At 74.1% G+C, this 14,218-nt stretch carries 13 protein-coding genes; 6 read left to right on the top strand and 7 right to left on the bottom strand.

The window, feature by feature from the left end:
- The first annotated feature begins 45 nt into the window (after positions 1-45).
- Both IE178_RS22200 and IE178_RS22195 read left to right on the top strand, forming a co-directional pair.
- Complete coding sequence (locus IE178_RS22200; protein ID WP_193513515.1) at positions 46-2,682, top strand: helicase C-terminal domain-containing protein; 2,637 nt, start codon at positions 46-48, stop codon at positions 2,680-2,682.
- Between the two features lie 198 nt (positions 2,683-2,880).
- Positions 2,881-4,524, top strand: coding sequence for a DNA repair helicase XPB (locus IE178_RS22195; RefSeq protein WP_193513514.1), 1,644 nt, complete (start codon positions 2,881-2,883; stop codon positions 4,522-4,524).
- 18 nt (positions 4,525-4,542) lie between these two features.
- Here IE178_RS22195 and IE178_RS22190 read toward each other — a convergent pair whose 3' ends face one another.
- Together IE178_RS22190 and IE178_RS22185 are read right to left on the bottom strand one after the other, a co-directional pair.
- Positions 4,543-4,926, bottom strand: coding sequence for a hypothetical protein (locus tag IE178_RS22190; RefSeq protein ID WP_193513513.1), 384 nt, complete (start codon positions 4,924-4,926; stop codon positions 4,543-4,545).
- 125 nt (positions 4,927-5,051) lie between these two features.
- Positions 5,052-5,237 (bottom strand): hypothetical protein, encoded by a 186-nt coding sequence (locus IE178_RS22185; protein WP_184763888.1) that lies wholly within the window; start codon positions 5,235-5,237, stop codon positions 5,052-5,054.
- Positions 5,238-5,588: 351 nt separating this feature from the next.
- Here IE178_RS22185 and IE178_RS22180 point away from each other — a divergent pair, with 351 nt between their 5' ends.
- Complete coding sequence (locus IE178_RS22180; RefSeq protein ID WP_193513512.1) at positions 5,589-7,628, top strand: HelD family protein; 2,040 nt, start codon at positions 5,589-5,591, stop codon at positions 7,626-7,628.
- Between the two features lie 211 nt (positions 7,629-7,839).
- Here IE178_RS22180 and IE178_RS22175 read toward each other — a convergent pair whose 3' ends face one another.
- The 3 genes from IE178_RS22175 to IE178_RS22165 all read right to left on the bottom strand — a co-directional run bounded on the left by IE178_RS22175 (position 7,840) and on the right by IE178_RS22165 (position 10,317).
- On the bottom strand, positions 7,840-8,529 hold the full coding sequence (locus IE178_RS22175; RefSeq protein WP_184763890.1) for a copper homeostasis protein CutC: 690 nt from the start codon (positions 8,527-8,529) through the stop codon (positions 7,840-7,842).
- A gap of 146 nt (positions 8,530-8,675) precedes the next feature.
- The gene (locus tag IE178_RS22170; protein ID WP_193513511.1) at positions 8,676-9,356 is read right to left on the bottom strand and encodes a maleylpyruvate isomerase family mycothiol-dependent enzyme; all 681 of its coding nucleotides are present in this window, start codon (positions 9,354-9,356) and stop codon (positions 8,676-8,678) included.
- Between the two features lie 97 nt (positions 9,357-9,453).
- Complete coding sequence (locus IE178_RS22165; RefSeq protein ID WP_193513510.1) at positions 9,454-10,317, bottom strand: alpha/beta hydrolase; 864 nt, start codon at positions 10,315-10,317, stop codon at positions 9,454-9,456.
- Positions 10,318-10,655: 338 nt separating this feature from the next.
- Here IE178_RS22165 and IE178_RS22160 point away from each other — a divergent pair, with 338 nt between their 5' ends.
- Both IE178_RS22160 and IE178_RS22155 read left to right on the top strand, forming a co-directional pair.
- Positions 10,656-11,318, top strand: a complete 663-nt coding sequence (locus IE178_RS22160) for an HD domain-containing protein (RefSeq protein ID WP_193513509.1) — start codon at positions 10,656-10,658, stop codon at positions 11,316-11,318.
- 34 nt (positions 11,319-11,352) lie between these two features.
- On the top strand, positions 11,353-12,414 hold the full coding sequence (locus tag IE178_RS22155) for a GNAT family N-acetyltransferase (protein ID WP_193513533.1): 1,062 nt from the start codon (positions 11,353-11,355) through the stop codon (positions 12,412-12,414).
- On the opposite strand, the gene IE178_RS22150 is transcribed toward IE178_RS22155, so the two are convergent.
- Both IE178_RS22150 and IE178_RS22145 read right to left on the bottom strand, forming a co-directional pair.
- Positions 12,396-12,716, bottom strand: coding sequence for a DUF4031 domain-containing protein (locus tag IE178_RS22150; protein WP_229875740.1), 321 nt, complete (start codon positions 12,714-12,716; stop codon positions 12,396-12,398). The two genes, IE178_RS22155 and IE178_RS22150, sit on opposite strands and share 19 nt — an antisense overlap.
- Positions 12,713-13,126, bottom strand: coding sequence for a DUF8819 family protein (locus IE178_RS22145; RefSeq protein ID WP_193513508.1), 414 nt, complete (start codon positions 13,124-13,126; stop codon positions 12,713-12,715). Before IE178_RS22145 ends, IE178_RS22150 begins: the two co-directional genes overlap by 4 nt.
- A gap of 56 nt (positions 13,127-13,182) precedes the next feature.
- Between IE178_RS22145 and IE178_RS22140 the strand changes: the two genes are divergently transcribed.
- Entirely contained in the window at positions 13,183-14,148 is a 966-nt protein-coding gene (locus tag IE178_RS22140; protein ID WP_184763895.1) for a MurR/RpiR family transcriptional regulator, read from the top strand.
- Positions 14,149-14,218: the final 70 nt, after the last annotated feature.

Here is a 14,218-nt window from a genome sequence, read left to right as displayed (position 1 = left end):
ACTCCCGGCACGCCACCGGCGTACCCACCCGCTACCGTGAGGCGGATGAGCACCGAGGAGAAGCCCGCGGCGGCCCCCCGATCCCTCGCTGAGGCACTCCGGGGGCGGGACGACGCGTCGCTGGCCGCGCTCCTGCGCCGCCGGCCGGATCTCATCACGCCCGTGCCCACCGACCTCACCCAGCTCGCCACCCGCGCCGGCACCCGCGCCTCGGTCGTCCGGGCCCTGGAGCGGCTGGACCGGTTCGCGCTGCAGACGGCGCAGGCGCTGGCGGTGGCCGAGGACCCGGCGACGTACGAGGAACTGCTGGGGCTGCTGGCGGGCGACGACGGCGACCCGGCGGTCTCGGCCGCGCTGCCGCACGCGCTCGGCAGCCTGCGCGAGCAGGCGCTGGTGTGGGGCGACGACGCGCGGCTGCGGCTGGTCCGCACCGCCCGTGAGCTGCTGTCGCCGTCGCCGCAGCACCCCTCGCCGACCGGACTGGGCCCGACGGTGCGGGAGGCCACCGCCGGGATGTCGCCGGGGCGGATCCAGGAGATCGTGGCGACGGCGGGGTTGCCGTCCACCCACGACTCGGTCTCCGCCGTGGCCGCCCTGACCGCTCTGTTCGCCGACCCGGTGCGGATGTCCGCGCTGCTCGACGAGGCACCGAGCGAGTCCGTGGAGGTGCTGGAGCGACTGGTGTGGGGCCCGCCGTACGGGCAGGTCACCGCCGATCCCGCGCCCCGGCTGCGCTGGCTCCTCGACCGGGGGCTGCTGCTGCCGACGGCGCCCGGGACGGTCGTCCTGCCGCGCGAGGTGGCGCTGCGGCTGCGGGCCGGGCGGGCGCACCGCAGGCCGGAGCCGGTGCCGCCGTCCGTCGAGGCCGCCACCACGCACCGTCCACAGGTGGTGGACGCGACGGGGGCCGGGCAGGCCTACACGGCGCTGGCGACCGTCGAGGAGCTGCTGAAGGACTGGCACGAGGGCGGTCCGGCGGTACTGCGGGCCGGCGGGCTGAGCGTGCGGGACCTGAAGCGGACCGCCGTCGCCCTCGACGTGACCGAGCCGGTCGCCGCGTTCTGGGTCGAACTGGCCTACGCCGCCGGGCTGCTGGCCTCGGACGGGGAGGCCGACGAGCGGTACGCGGCGACCCCGGCGTACGACGAGTGGCGCGAGCAGCCTCCCGCGCAGCGGTGGGCGCGGCTGGCCACGGCCTGGCTGGTGGCGACCCGGACGGCCGGGCTGGTCGGCGGGCGGGACGCGAAGGACCGTACCTTGTCGGCGCTGGGGCCCGGGCTGGACCGCTCGGCGGCACCGGAGGTAAGGCACCGGGTGCTGACGCTGCTCGCCGGGCTGCCGGAGGGCGCCGCGCCGTCCACCGAGTCGGTGATGGCGCGCCTGCACTGGGAGAGGCCGCCGCGAGGCGGACGGAGCGACTCCTCGGCGGACGGCGGACGCGCTGGTGCGGGGGGACACCCGGCCGAGGGCGGTCGCGGCCCGGTGGGCCTCGTGAGTGCCCAGGACACGGAGGATCTGCGGTCGAGGCTGGCCCGGTGGACGCTGACCGAGGCGGAGATGCTGGGGGTCACCGGGCGTGGCGCGCTCTGCGCGCACGGGCGGGCGCTGATCGGCGCGCCCGCGCCCCGGCAACCGGAGGCGGAACCGGGGGAACCCGAGGGGCCGGGCGACAAGCTGCCCGTCCACCACCGGCCCACCCCGCCGCCGCCCGCCCTCTCCCCCGCCCAGCAGGCCACGGCCACCGCTGCCGCCGCCCGGCTGCTCGCGCCGCTGCTGCCCGAACCCCTGGACCACGTGCTGCTCCAGGCCGACCTGACGGCGGTGGCGCCGGGCCCGCTGGAGCGGCCGCTCGCCGACATGCTGGGGGTTCTCGCGGACGTGGAATCGAAGGGTGGCGCGACCGTCTACCGGTTCACGCCGGGCTCGGTGCGACGCGCCCTCGACGCCGGACAGGCCGCCGCCGACCTGCACGCCTTTCTCGCCGCGCACTCCCGTACGCCGGTGCCGCAGCCCCTGGCGTATCTGATCGACGACGTGGCCCGCAGGCACGGGCATCTCCGGGTGGGCGCCGCCTCGGCGTACGTCCGCTGCGACGACGACGCGGTGCTCAGCGAGATCCTCGCCGACAAGCGCGCCGCCGGCCTGGGCCTGCGCCGGCTCGCGCCGACCGTACTGGCCGCGCAGGCCGGTCCGGCCGGCCTGCTGGAGGGGCTGCGCGCGATGGGGTTCGCGCCGGCCGCCGAGTCCGCCGAGGGCGATGTCCTGATCAGCCGTGCCGACGCCCACCGCACCCCGCCGCGCACACCCCCCGAGCCGGTCCCGGAGGGGCCGCCGGTGCCCGACGACACCCTGCTCACGGCGGCGATCCGGGCCATCCGGGCCGGCGACCTCGCCGCGACCGCCCCGCGCAAACCGGCCGCCGGGGACGGTGCGGGCAGCGGGGAGCTGCCGCGCACGACGGCCGCCGAGACCCTCGCCACGCTGCAGGCCGCCGTCCTCACCGGCGAGGCGCTGTGGGTCGGCTACGTCAACGCCGAGGGCGCGGCGAGCCAGCGCGTGCTCGCCCCGGTCCGCGTCGAGGGCGGCTTCGTCACGGCGTACGACCACACCGCCGACGAGGTGCGTACGTATCCGCTGCACAGGATCACGGGAGTCGCGGAACTGGCGGACGACGAGGGCTGACGCGTCCGGGCTCCCCTGCTCACGGGCCGGTCCCGTCACCGAGGGGGTGACCGTCGGAGGGCCGCTGGTGAACAACCTCACGCTGCCCGCGCCGAAGTAGCCGGGTCCGTTCCCGACACCGGACGTGACCGATCAGGCAAACTGGACGTTTGGCCGAGTTGTGCCCGTGCCGAGCCCGTCGCAGAAAGGCAGCCGCGCGTGAATGGTCCGCTCATCGTCCAGTCCGACAAGACCCTGCTCCTCGAGGTCGATCACGAGCAGGCCGACGACTGCCGTCGTGTCATCGCGCCGTTCGCCGAGCTGGAGCGGGCCCCCGAGCACATCCACACCTACCGGGTGACCCCGCTGGGTCTGTGGAACGCGCGCGCGGCCGGTCACGACGCCGAACAGGTCGTGGACGCGCTGGTGCAGTACAGCCGCTACCCCGTGCCGCACGCGCTGCTCGTCGACATCGCCGACACCATGGACCGCTACGGCCGGCTCAGCCTGGCCAAGCACCCGGCGCACGGCCTCGTCCTCACCAGCACCGACCGGCCCGTCCTCGAGGAGGTGCTGCGCTCGAAGCGGATCGCGCCGCTGGTCGGCGCCCGCATCGATCCCGACACGGTCGTCGTGCACCCCTCCGAGCGCGGACAGATCAAGCAGACGCTGCTGAAGCTGGGCTGGCCGGCCGAGGACCTCGCCGGGTACGTGGACGGCGAGGCGCACTCCATCGAGCTGCGCGAGGAGGGGTGGGCGCTGCGCCCGTACCAGAAGCAGGCCGTGGAGAACTTCTGGCACGGCGGCTCCGGTGTGGTCGTGCTCCCCTGCGGCGCCGGCAAGACGCTGGTCGGCGCCGGGGCGATGGCGCAGGCGAAGTCGACCACGCTGATCCTGGTCACCAACACCGTCTCGGCCCGCCAGTGGAAGCACGAGCTGGTGCGGCGGACCTCGCTGACCGAGGAAGAGATCGGCGAGTACAGCGGGACGAGGAAGGAGATCCGTCCCGTCACCATCGCCACCTACCAGGTGCTGACCACCAAGCGGAAGGGCATCTACCCCCACCTGGAGCTGTTCGACTCCCGGGACTGGGGCCTGATCCTCTACGACGAGGTGCATCTGCTGCCCGCGCCCGTCTTCAAGTTCACCGCCGATCTCCAGGCCCGGCGACGGCTCGGTCTGACGGCGACGCTGGTGCGCGAGGACGGCCGCGAGTCGGACGTGTTCTCGCTGATCGGACCGAAGCGGTTCGACGCGCCGTGGAAGGAGATCGAGGCGCAGGGCTACATCGCCCCGGCCGACTGCGTGGAGGTCCGGGTCAGCCTCACCGAGTCCGAGCGGCTGGCCTACGCGACCTCGGAGCAGGAGGAGAAGTACCGGTACTGCTCGACCACGGCGACCAAGCAGAAGGTGACGGAGGCGATCGTCCGGCGGTTCGCCGGGCAGCAGATCCTCGTCATCGGGCAGTACATCGACCAGCTCGACGAGCTCGGCGAGCACCTCGACGCTCCGGTGATCAAGGGCGAGACGTCGAACGCCCAGCGGGAGAAGCTGTTCGACGCGTTCCGGCAGGGGGAGATCAGCGTCCTGGTCGTGTCCAAGGTCGCGAACTTCTCGATCGACCTGCCGGAGGCGACGGTCGCCATCCAGGTGTCGGGCACCTTCGGGTCGCGGCAGGAGGAGGCGCAGCGGCTCGGCCGGGTCCTGCGGCCCAAGGCGGACGGGCACCAGGCCCACTTCTACTCCGTGGTCGCCCGGGACACCATCGACCAGGACTTCGCGGCACACCGCCAGCGGTTCCTGGCGGAACAGGGGTACGCGTACCGGATCATGGACGCGGACGAGCTGCTCACCGAGAGCTGAGCGGGGGCGCGCCGCCCGTCACCCTGCCGGCAGCGTGAACACCATCACCAGGACGAGCACCGGCGGCAGCAGCGAGAGGCCGGCGAGCCAGGCGCGCAGGACCGACCAGCGGCGGGTCCACGGCAGCAGCCAGGAGGTGAGCCAGGCGCCCGTGGCGAGGAAGCCGCCGACGAACAGGGTGCCGTGGATCAGGATCAGGGCGGTCGTCAGCGCCTGCGAGCAGTCGTCGGGCCCGCAGCCGTCGGTCGCCATGACCGACATCGCTCCGAGCAGCCCCGCCGACGGGGCCAGGACCGACCCGAGCACGGTCGCGACGGTGGGTGCCACCCAGGCGCGGCGGTCCCGCTCGGCCGGGTACCGCCTCACGGGCGGCGCGGGGGCGGCGAGGTGGTGGGGGCTCATGGGGCCAGTGAAGCCGCCCGGCGGCGGCCGGCACACCGGCGCGGGTACTCAGCTCGATACGGGTCGCGTACTCAACGCGCGCGTACGCGACGCGACGGGTGTGCGTCCCCGGGCGGGCGTCGTCGCTACGTGCGGCGGACGCCCGCCTCCGCGCCGTACTCGCCGAGGACGATCACGTCGAAGGCGGCGCCGAGGAACACCTTCACGGCACGCAGGGCGTCGCCGAGGCGGTGCGGGTGGCTGCCCTGGATCGAGGTCGCGCCGGTCGGCCGGACCGGCGGCGGTGCTGGGTTGACGGTCGCTGCGCTCATGTCTCCATGGTTGCTCTTCGCCCCCGGGGCGGGCATCGGTCGAAGGGACCGACCCGCCGGGCCCCCGCGTACATCTCCAGGGCGACCCGTACCCCTCAGGCAGGACGGCCCCGTCCCCCAGGGAACACGGGCGGAGGGACACCGGGGGCGCAAGGGACCCAGGGGACGGATGAAACGTTTTGGACCGCGCCCACCCCGCGCCCTAGAATCTCCGCTCTTGCCCGCCTCCCCTCACGGAGCGCCGCCGCCCGGACGGAAACCGGCCGGTATTCAGCAGCAGGTCACCGCTACGCCAGCAGCAGGTCCACCGGAGGCACCCCCTTGTCCGCGTCCACGCCCGTGCGCGAGTCCGTGAACGACCCCGCAGACGACCCCCTTTCCCGCGAGCGCGCCCATCTCGCCGCGGCCCGTTCCGCCCTGCGCGCCATGCGCGCGGACGTCGAGTCCCTCGACATCCGCGACGTCACCGCGAACTGGGTCAACGCGGCCGTGCTGGAGCACCAGATCGGGGAGCGCATCAAGGCGCTGGCCGACCTCAGCGACACCCCGCTGTTCTTCGGCCGGCTCGACTATCTGCACTCCCCTGGCGCCGAACAGGCCGAGGGGGCCGAAGGGGAACGCTTCTACATCGGGCGCCGGCATGTGCACGACGCGGACGGCGACCCGATGGTCGTCGACTGGCGCGCGCCGGTGTCGCAGCCCTTCTACCGGGCGTCCAGGAAGGACCCGCTGGACGTGGCGCTGCGCCGCCGCTTCGGCTACACCGGCGGCGACCTGACCGCGTACGAGGACGAGCACCTCTCCGACCCGGCCGAGGCGGCCACCACCAGCACACTGCTCCAGCGGGAGATCGAGCGTCCGCGCGTGGGCCCGATGCGGGACATCGTCGCCACGATCCAGCCGGAGCAGGACGAGATCGTACGGTCCGGCCTGTCGGGCAGCGTCTGCGTGCAGGGAGGCCCCGGGACCGGGAAGACCGCCGTCGGCCTGCACCGGGTCGCCTACCTCCTCTACGCCCACCGCGAGCGGCTGGCCCGCACCGGCACGCTGGTCGTCGGGCCGAACCGGTCCTTCCTGCACTACATCGAGCAGGTGCTGCCCGCACTGGGCGAACTGACCGTCGCCCAGGCCACGGTGGACGACCTGGTGGCGCACGTGGAGGTGCGCGGGACGGACGACGCGCCGGCGGCGATCGTCAAGGGCGACGCCCGGATGGCGCAGGTGCTGCGCAGGGCGCTCTACTCGCACGTCACGATGCCCACCGAGCCGGTCGTGGTGGTGCGCGGCTCGCGCCGCTGGCGGGTCCCGGCGTACGAACTGGAGGACATCGTCCGCCAGTTGCTCGACCGTGACATCCGCTACGGCGCCGCCCGCGACGCGCTCCCGCAGCGCATCGCGCATGCCGTGCTGGTGCAGATGGAGCGGGCGGGGGAGGCGCCGGACGACAGGGTGCAGGACGCGGTGGCCCGCAACAGCGCGGTGAAGGCGGCGGTGAAGGCGGTCTGGCCGGCCGTCGACCCGGCGAAGCTGGTGCTGCGGCTGCTGAGCGACCCGGAGTTCCTGGCCGAGCACGCGGAGGGGCTGCTCGACGAGGAGGAGCGCGAGGCGATCCTGTGGCCGAAGCCGGCCCGCTCGGTGAAGTCGGCGAAGTGGTCGTCCGCGGACGCGGTGCTGATCGACGAGGCGGCCGATCTCGTCCAGCGCACGCACTCGCTCGGGCATGTGGTGCTCGACGAGGCGCAGGACCTCTCCCCCATGCAGTACCGGGCGGTGGGCCGGCGCTGCACGACCGGTTCGGCGACCGTCCTCGGGGACCTGGCGCAGGGCACCACCCCGTGGTCGACCCGGAGCTGGGAGGAGGCGCTGGGGCACCTGGGCAAGCGGGACGCGGTGATCGAGGAGCTGACGGCCGGTTTCCGCGTCCCGACGGACGTCATCACCTACGCCTCCCGGCTGCTGCCGCACATCGCGCCGGGTCTGACGCCGGTGGCGTCCATCCGTGAGAACCCGGGCTTTTTCGAGGTCCGCCGGGTCGAGGGGCCCGGTGACGTGGTGGCCGCCTGCCGTGAACTGCTGCGCCACGAGGGCTCGATCGGCCTGATCGCCGCGGACGCCCGCGTCCCGGAGCTGGCCGCGGAGCTGACGGCGGCGGGGATCGGCCACATCCCGCCGGGCGAGGAGACGACGCACGAGACCCGCCTGACCCTGGTCCCGGCCTCCCTGGCGAAGGGCCTGGAGTACGACTACGTGGTCCTGGACGAACCCCGCGCCGTGATCGACGCCGAACCCGACGAACGCACCGGCCTGCGCCGCCTGTACGTCACCCTGACCCGAGCGGTCTCCGGCCTCGTCATCACCCACACCACCGACCTGCCACCCGAGCTGACGTAACCGCGGGCGGCCCGACGTAACCGAGGGCGGTCGTGCCTCCCCCAGTGCCTGAACGGCCCTGGGAGGTACCCCCAGGGCGGCACGGGTGGGCGATGGGGGTCCCCCCGCTCGAGCGAAGCCGTCAGTGGGGGAGGCACCCCGCGAACGCCGGGCCGCGCGACCGCCCCCCGCCCCGCACCAAGCACCGCCCGCCCGCCACCCAGCGAACCGCTCAGTCCCCCAGCACCCGCCGCCACCGCGCGACCGCCTCCGCCGACACCGGCCCGCCCCACCCCCGGGGCCGAGCCGCCCCACCGATGTGGAACCCGTCGATCCCGGCATCCCTCAGCACCGGCACGTGCTCCAACCGCAACCCGCCCCCGACCAGCAGCTGCTGCTCGTACCCCGGCTCCCCCCGCCGCCCCGCCTCGGCGACCAGCGTCGGCAACCCCTCGTCCACACCCTCGGCCGCCCCCGCCGTCAGGTACGTGTCCAGCCCCGGCAGCCCGTCCAGCTGTTTGCGCAGGGCGTCCCGATCGGCGGCCCGGTCGATCGCGCGGTGGAACGTCCACCGGCACCCCTCCAGCACACCGGCGACCCGCTCCACCGCCCCCAGATCCACGCACCCGTCCGCGTCCAGGAACCCCAGCACGAACTCCTCCGCCCCGGCCTCACGCATCGCGCACGCCGCACCCACCAGCCGGTCGACGTCGCCCGCCGCGAACCCGTCCGCCAGCCGCACCATCACCCGCGCCGGAATGTCCACGGCCGCACGGATCCCCGCGACCGTCGCCGCCGACGGAGTGAGCCCGTCCGCCGCCATGTCGGTGACCAGCTCGAGTCGGTCCGCACCTCCCGCCTGAGCGGCGACCGCGTCCTCGACGTCGAGGGCGATCACCTCCAGGACTGCACGCTTGCTCATGGGACCCCATTCGTCGGGCTCGGTCGGCTCCTACAGGTCTAGTCCAATTTAGACTACGCCCGGCCACCCGCGCGGGCCCCCGCCCCTCCGCTCGGCCCCCGGCCGGCGTCCGGTCGGCTGTCGGTCGACCCCCGGCCGGCGTCCGGTCAGCCCCCGAAGATGTTCAGCTCCGCCGCCTCCGCCCCGGCCAGCTCGTACGCGGCCCCGTCCACCGGACGCCCCGTGTACAGCCGTACGAGCGTCGGCCCGTCGCCGATGTAGCGCGCCGGGGGCCGCTCCCCCGAGGCGTCGCCCAGCCGCAGCGGCTCGTCGGCTTCGTCCAGGTCGGCGTGCAGGGGGAGAAGACCCCGCCGGCTCGTCACCTGCGCCAGCAGGGCGAGCGCGTACGGCAGCCCCGCGCCCGCGTACGCGCCCGGCTCCCCGAGCGCCTCGCGTACGTCCCCGGCGTGCACCCACTCCCCCAGCGCGAGCCCGTCCAGCGCCCCTCCCGCCTTGGCGATCACCGCCCCGGCCTCGGCCAGTCCGCGCTCCAGTTCGTCGACGACCCGCGCGTTCGTCCAGCCGGCCCGCTCGGCGATGTCCCGTTCGTTGGACTCGGGCGAGAACACCCCCTCCTCGAGCCGGTTCTCCACCACGCGCCGCAGCGCGGCCGAGCAGTGCGCCAGCACGTCCCGCACCGTCCAGTCCGGACACGCGGCCACCGGCAGCGCGAAGTCCGCGTCGGCCCTGCCCCGCAACAGCGGGACCAGCGCGTCCCGCTCGACGATCAGCAGCCGCCCGGGCAGCTCCGGGTCCCGTACGTCGTACACATCCGCAGGAGTCGTCATGGAGGCCACGCTAGTGCGGCGAAGGGCCTGCCGGCCGCCCCTCGGCGCCCGACAGGCCCTCTTCGTGACCCGGAGTGGCTCGAAGCCGACGCCGCCGTCAGAGCCGCGCGGCGAGGTCGCCCAGCACCCGGGCCGCCGGCGCCGGGTCGACCAACCACTTCAGGTGGCTTCCCTGGAGGGTGCGGACGTCGTACGGGTTGTCCGGCGTCAGCTCGTCGCCCTCGCGGATCAGCCGGTCCTGCAGGGCGAGCGGCATGCTCGCGTCGTCGGCCAGGCGGACGAAGGTCTTCGGGACGCGGCCCCAGGTCGCGGCCTGCGCCCGGTCGGCGGAGGTGCCGACGTCCAGGTTCTCGTCGGGCTGGAAGGTGTTGAGGAAGGTCAGGAACTCCTCGTCGGTGCCGTCGGCGAGGAAGGCCGCCTTGAACGCCGCGAGGGCGTCGGGGTCCGCGGTGCGGAAGTTGACGCGGAGCAGGCCGAGTTCGGCCGGGTTCCCGGCCATCGCCAGGCCCAGGGAGGCGGCGTCGACCGTGGCCATCTCCGGCTCGGAGTAGTAGTCGCCCACGTCGAGGACGACCGGGCACCAGGCCGCGACATAGACGATCCGGTCGATCAGGTCCGGCCGCGCGTTGGCCGCGGCCGTGGCCGTGATGCCGCCGCGGCTGTGGGCGACGAGGATCACGGGGCCGTTCCGCTTGGCCCGCTCCAGGATCGTGATCAGGTGCGCGGCGTTGTCCGCGAGCGTGACGCCTTTGATCGACCCGGGAGCGGTGGCGAGCCCTTCGGGGTCCTGCGGTGCCTGGTAGGCGCGGGTGTAGGTCGCCCCGAATCCGTGGCCGGGCAGGTCGACGGCGACCGAACGGTGCCCGAGGAGGCCCAGTTCGGCCTGGAGCGGCGCGAAGGAGAAGGAGTTCGCGAAGGCTCCGTGGACGAGGACGAACGTCGGTTGCGCCTGGCTGGTCATGCCCCGGTCTCCCTGATGTCGGCTGCCCGCATGTCGCCGGGTGGAGCCCCGGTGGACGACATGCGCATGGTTGTTCACCTTCCGCCGGCTCACACTATCCAGCGAAAGATCGTCCGTACCACCCCGTCATCATCCGCCCGCGCCCGCGCAGTTGGTCCTGCTCCCGCCCGAGGGCACGGCCCGGCCGGTGAGACACCGACAGGCGGCGCAGGATGCCTCCCGCGGCCCCGTCGCCGGCCACGACCTCTCCGCCGACCGGATCGACGGACGCGGGACTCGCTGCCCGAGGGAGCCGTTTCGGGGACACGGACCGGGCACCCACCGGAGACACTGGCCCCATGGCCGACACCGAAGCCCTGCGTGCCCGATTCGTCCGCGCCCTGGAAGGGGCCCGCGGCCCCGACGGCGGTCCCGGCCCCGGGCCGTACGCCGACGACCTGCTCGCCCGCTGGCAGGAACCGCACCGGCACTACCACACGCCCGCCCATCTCACGGCGGTCCTCGACCACATCGACGAGCTGGCGGAACACGCGGTGGACCCGGACGTCGTACGGCTCGCCGCCTGGTTCCACGACGCCGTGTACCTGCCCGACCGCTCCGAGAACGAGGAACGCTCCGCCCGCCTCGCCGAGCGCGCGCTGCCCGAGGCCGGGGTGCCGGCGGAGAAGACCGCCGAGGTGGCCCGGCTGGTCCGGCTCACGGTCACGCACGACCCCGCCGACGACGACCGCGACGGCCAGGTGCTGTGCGACGCCGACCTGGCGGTCCTCGCCTCGTCGCCGTCGTCGTACGCCGCCTACACCGCCGCCGTCCGCGAGGAGTACCACTTCGTGCCGAACGACGCCTTCCGCGCGGGCCGCGCCGACGTGCTGCGCCACCTTCTCGCCCTGCCCCGCCTCTTCCGCACCCCCTACGGGCAGCAGCACTGGGAGGCCACCGCCCGCTACAACGTGCGCGGCGAGCTGGAAATGCTGTCGACGCCGGCGGCGCCGCCCTCCTAGCCTGCCCCGCATGGGTGCTGTGGGAGCGGAACAGGTGGAGGAAGCCGTCGCGGACTGCGTGGCGGCACTGGGGGCGGTCACCGACCGGGACTGGAAGAAGGTGAGGGCCGGGCGGCTGGAGTGGAGCTGCCGGGAGACGGCGGCGCACATCGCGAGTGATCTCATCGCGTACGCGGGACAGATCGCCGGACGGGCGCAGGACGCGTACGTGCCCTTCGAGATCACGCTCGACGGCAGCGAGGACGGCCTGGACCCCGCCGACAACGCGGGCGCCCTCCAGGTGATCGCCACGACCGGCGCCCTGCTCGCCGCCGCCGTCCGCACCACCCCGCGCGCCGTGCGCGCCTTCCACCCGTACCCCTTCCGGCACGCGAACCGCGAGGGCTTCGCCGCGATGGGCGTGGCCGAGGTCCTGCTGCACACGCACGACATCGCCGAGGGGATGCGGCTCCCCTACGAACCGCCGGCCGAGCTGGCCTCCTTCGTCCTCACCCGGATCTTCCCGCGGGTCCGCCCCGGCCCCACCCCGTGGCAGACCCTGCTGTGGGCCACCGGGCGTGGCGAGCTGCCGGGCCGGGAGCCCGTCACCCAGTGGCGCTGGAGCAACAACCCGGTGCTCCGGTCCGAGCGGCTCACCCTGGAGGGCGTCGCCCCGGCGACATCCGCCGACCTGTCCCTGGCCGGTGACGGCGGCTACGAGTGGGTCGGCGGGGCTGCGGCCGAGGGCACCCGTGAGGGCGCCGGGATCATGGTCAAGCAGTACGAGGAAGGCGTGTTCCACCCGGAGTGGGGCATGTACGTGCTGGTCCGGCGCGAGGACGACCGCGCGGTGGGCGCGATGGGCTTCCACGGTGTCCCCGACGGCGACGGCCGCGTGGAGATCGGCTACGACCTCGTCGAGGGCGCCCGCGGCCACGGTTACGCCACCGAGGCCCTGCGCACCCTGTCGGCGTGGGCGCTCGCGCAGGACGGCGTGCGCACCGTGACGGCCGTCGTCGAGCGGGAGAACGTGCCCTCGCAGAACGTCGTCACCCGCGCCGGGTTCACCCGCGTCGCGCAGGACGGCGGCCAGTACACCTACGAACTGCGCGGCTGACCCTGACCCGTAGCCGTACCCGTAGCCGTAGCCGTACCCGTACCGGCGCCCTTGCGGCGCCGCAGTCCCGCCCCGTGCAGCAGCCGCACCACCTCGCGGCTGCTGACCTCGACGGCACCGGCACGCACCACCTCGGCGTACCGGTGCTCGGGGATGTCGTAGTGGTCGCGTTCGAAGGCGCGGCGGGGCACGCCCAGGCGGTCGGCGAAGGTGTGCAGTTCGTCGTAGGAGAGATCGCTGACCAGGTGGGACCACATCCGCCCGTGTCCGGGCCAGGTCGGCGGGTCGATGTACACCGTCACGAGGAGACCGCTCCGCCCGTGGCCCGGCCCAGTCCGCCCACCGCCGCGACCCTCACGCCCGCCTTGTGGCACACCCAGTGCGGATCGGGGCCGAGTTCCGGCTCCACGTCCAGCGCGTGCGGGTCGCCGGAGCCGCACACCGAACACAGTGGCCAGCGCCCGTACCGCTCCAGCAGGGCGTCCTGGACGTCCTGGGCGATCAGGCCGGCGAGGAACCCGGCGCCTTCCGGCCACTGTTCGACCCACCAGCGCCGGTGGGTGACGGACTCCTCGACCAGCGACACCACGTCCGCCTCGGCGACCTCGCGCGCGACCAGATCGGCGATCACGAGGGCGCGGGCCGCGTGCAACGCTTGTTCCAGGGGGCTGACCGGGTGGGCGCCGGGTTCGCCGGGGCAGTGGGGGTCCATGCCCCTATTGTGCGCACTCTTGACCACACGACCGGGACGAAAATATCTTTCATACCGTGACCAATGAAGTGAAGGAAAGTTTCGGGGGCGGCCGGGGCTCGGGTGACCCGGGCAGTCCGGGCGGCTCCCCCGTCGCCCCGCCCGCGCCCGCCGCCCTCGCCGCCAAGGTGCGCACGCTGGCGCCGTCGATGACCCGTTCCATGCAGCGGGTCGCCGAAGCCGTCGCCGACGACCCGGCCGGCTGCGCGGCCCTCACGGTCACCGGACTCGCCGGCCTCACCGGTACCAGCGAGGCCACCGTCGTCCGCACCGCCCGCCTGCTCGGCTACCCCGGCTACCGCGATCTGCGCCTGGCCCTGGCCGGTCTCGCCGCCCAGCAGCAGTCCGGCCGCGCCCCCGCCATCACCACGGACATCGCGGTGGACGACCCCATCGCCGATGTCGTGGCCAAGCTCGCCTACGACGAGCAGCAGACCCTCGCCGACACCGCGGCCGGCCTGGACACCGTGCAGCTCGCCGCGGCCGTGACCGCCCTGGCCGGCGCCCGCCGCACCGATGTGTACGGGGTCGGCGCGTCGGGGCTGGTCGCCCAGGACCTCACCCAGAAACTGCTGCGCATAGGCCTGTTGGCGCACGCCCACAGCGACCCGCACCTGGCCGTCACCAACGCGGTGCAGCTGCGCGCAGGTGACGTGGCGATCGCCATCACCCACTCCGGATCGACCGGGGACGTCATCGAACCGCTCCGGGTCGCCTTCGAGCACGGGGCGACCACGGTGGCGGTCACCGGCCGCCCGGACAGCCCCGTCACGCAGTACGCCGACCACGTCCTGACCACGTCCACGGCCCGCGAGAGCGAGCTGCGCCCGGCCGCGATGTCGTCCCGGACCAGTCAGCTGCTGGTGGTCGACTGCCTGTTCGTGGGGGTCGCCCAGCGGACGTACGAGTCGGCGGCGCCGGCGCTGGCCTCTTCCTACGAGGCGTTGGCGCACCGGCACCAAGCGGCTCGCAGGGGACCGTAGGGCCGCATCGTCGTGGAGACGCAGTCGGTCCGTGGCTGATCGCGCCCAGCGGCGGAGCCGTATGTCAGCA

It is taken from the genome of Streptomyces griseoloalbus (assembly GCA_014650015.1).
GTDB lineage: Bacteria > Actinomycetota > Actinomycetes > Streptomycetales > Streptomycetaceae > Streptomyces > Streptomyces griseoloalbus.
Note: the sequence above shows the minus strand (reverse complement) of the source record. Positions and strands in the feature narration are given on the sequence as shown.

What these genes read in the sequence shown, in the direction of transcription:
- IE178_RS22175 (WP_184763890.1), bottom strand. Translation starts at nt 8,529, where the DNA reads ATGAGCAAGCGTGCAGTCCTGGAGGTGATCGCCCTCGACGTCGAGGAC.
- IE178_RS22190 (WP_193513513.1), bottom strand. Translation starts at nt 4,926, where the DNA reads ATGAGCCCCCACCACCTCGCCGCCCCCGCGCCGCCCGTGAGGCGGTAC.
- IE178_RS22200 (WP_193513515.1), top strand. Translation starts at nt 46, where the DNA reads ATGAGCACCGAGGAGAAGCCCGCGGCGGCCCCCCGATCCCTCGCTGAG.
- IE178_RS22145 (WP_193513508.1), bottom strand. Translation starts at nt 13,126, where the DNA reads ATGGACCCCCACTGCCCCGGCGAACCCGGCGCCCACCCGGTCAGCCCC.
- IE178_RS22185 (WP_184763888.1), bottom strand. Translation starts at nt 5,237, where the DNA reads ATGAGCGCAGCGACCGTCAACCCAGCACCGCCGCCGGTCCGGCCGACC.
- IE178_RS22160 (WP_193513509.1), top strand. Translation starts at nt 10,656, where the DNA reads ATGGCCGACACCGAAGCCCTGCGTGCCCGATTCGTCCGCGCCCTGGAA.
- IE178_RS22165 (WP_193513510.1), bottom strand. Translation starts at nt 10,317, where the DNA reads ATGACCAGCCAGGCGCAACCGACGTTCGTCCTCGTCCACGGAGCCTTC.
- IE178_RS22170 (WP_193513511.1), bottom strand. Translation starts at nt 9,356, where the DNA reads ATGACGACTCCTGCGGATGTGTACGACGTACGGGACCCGGAGCTGCCC.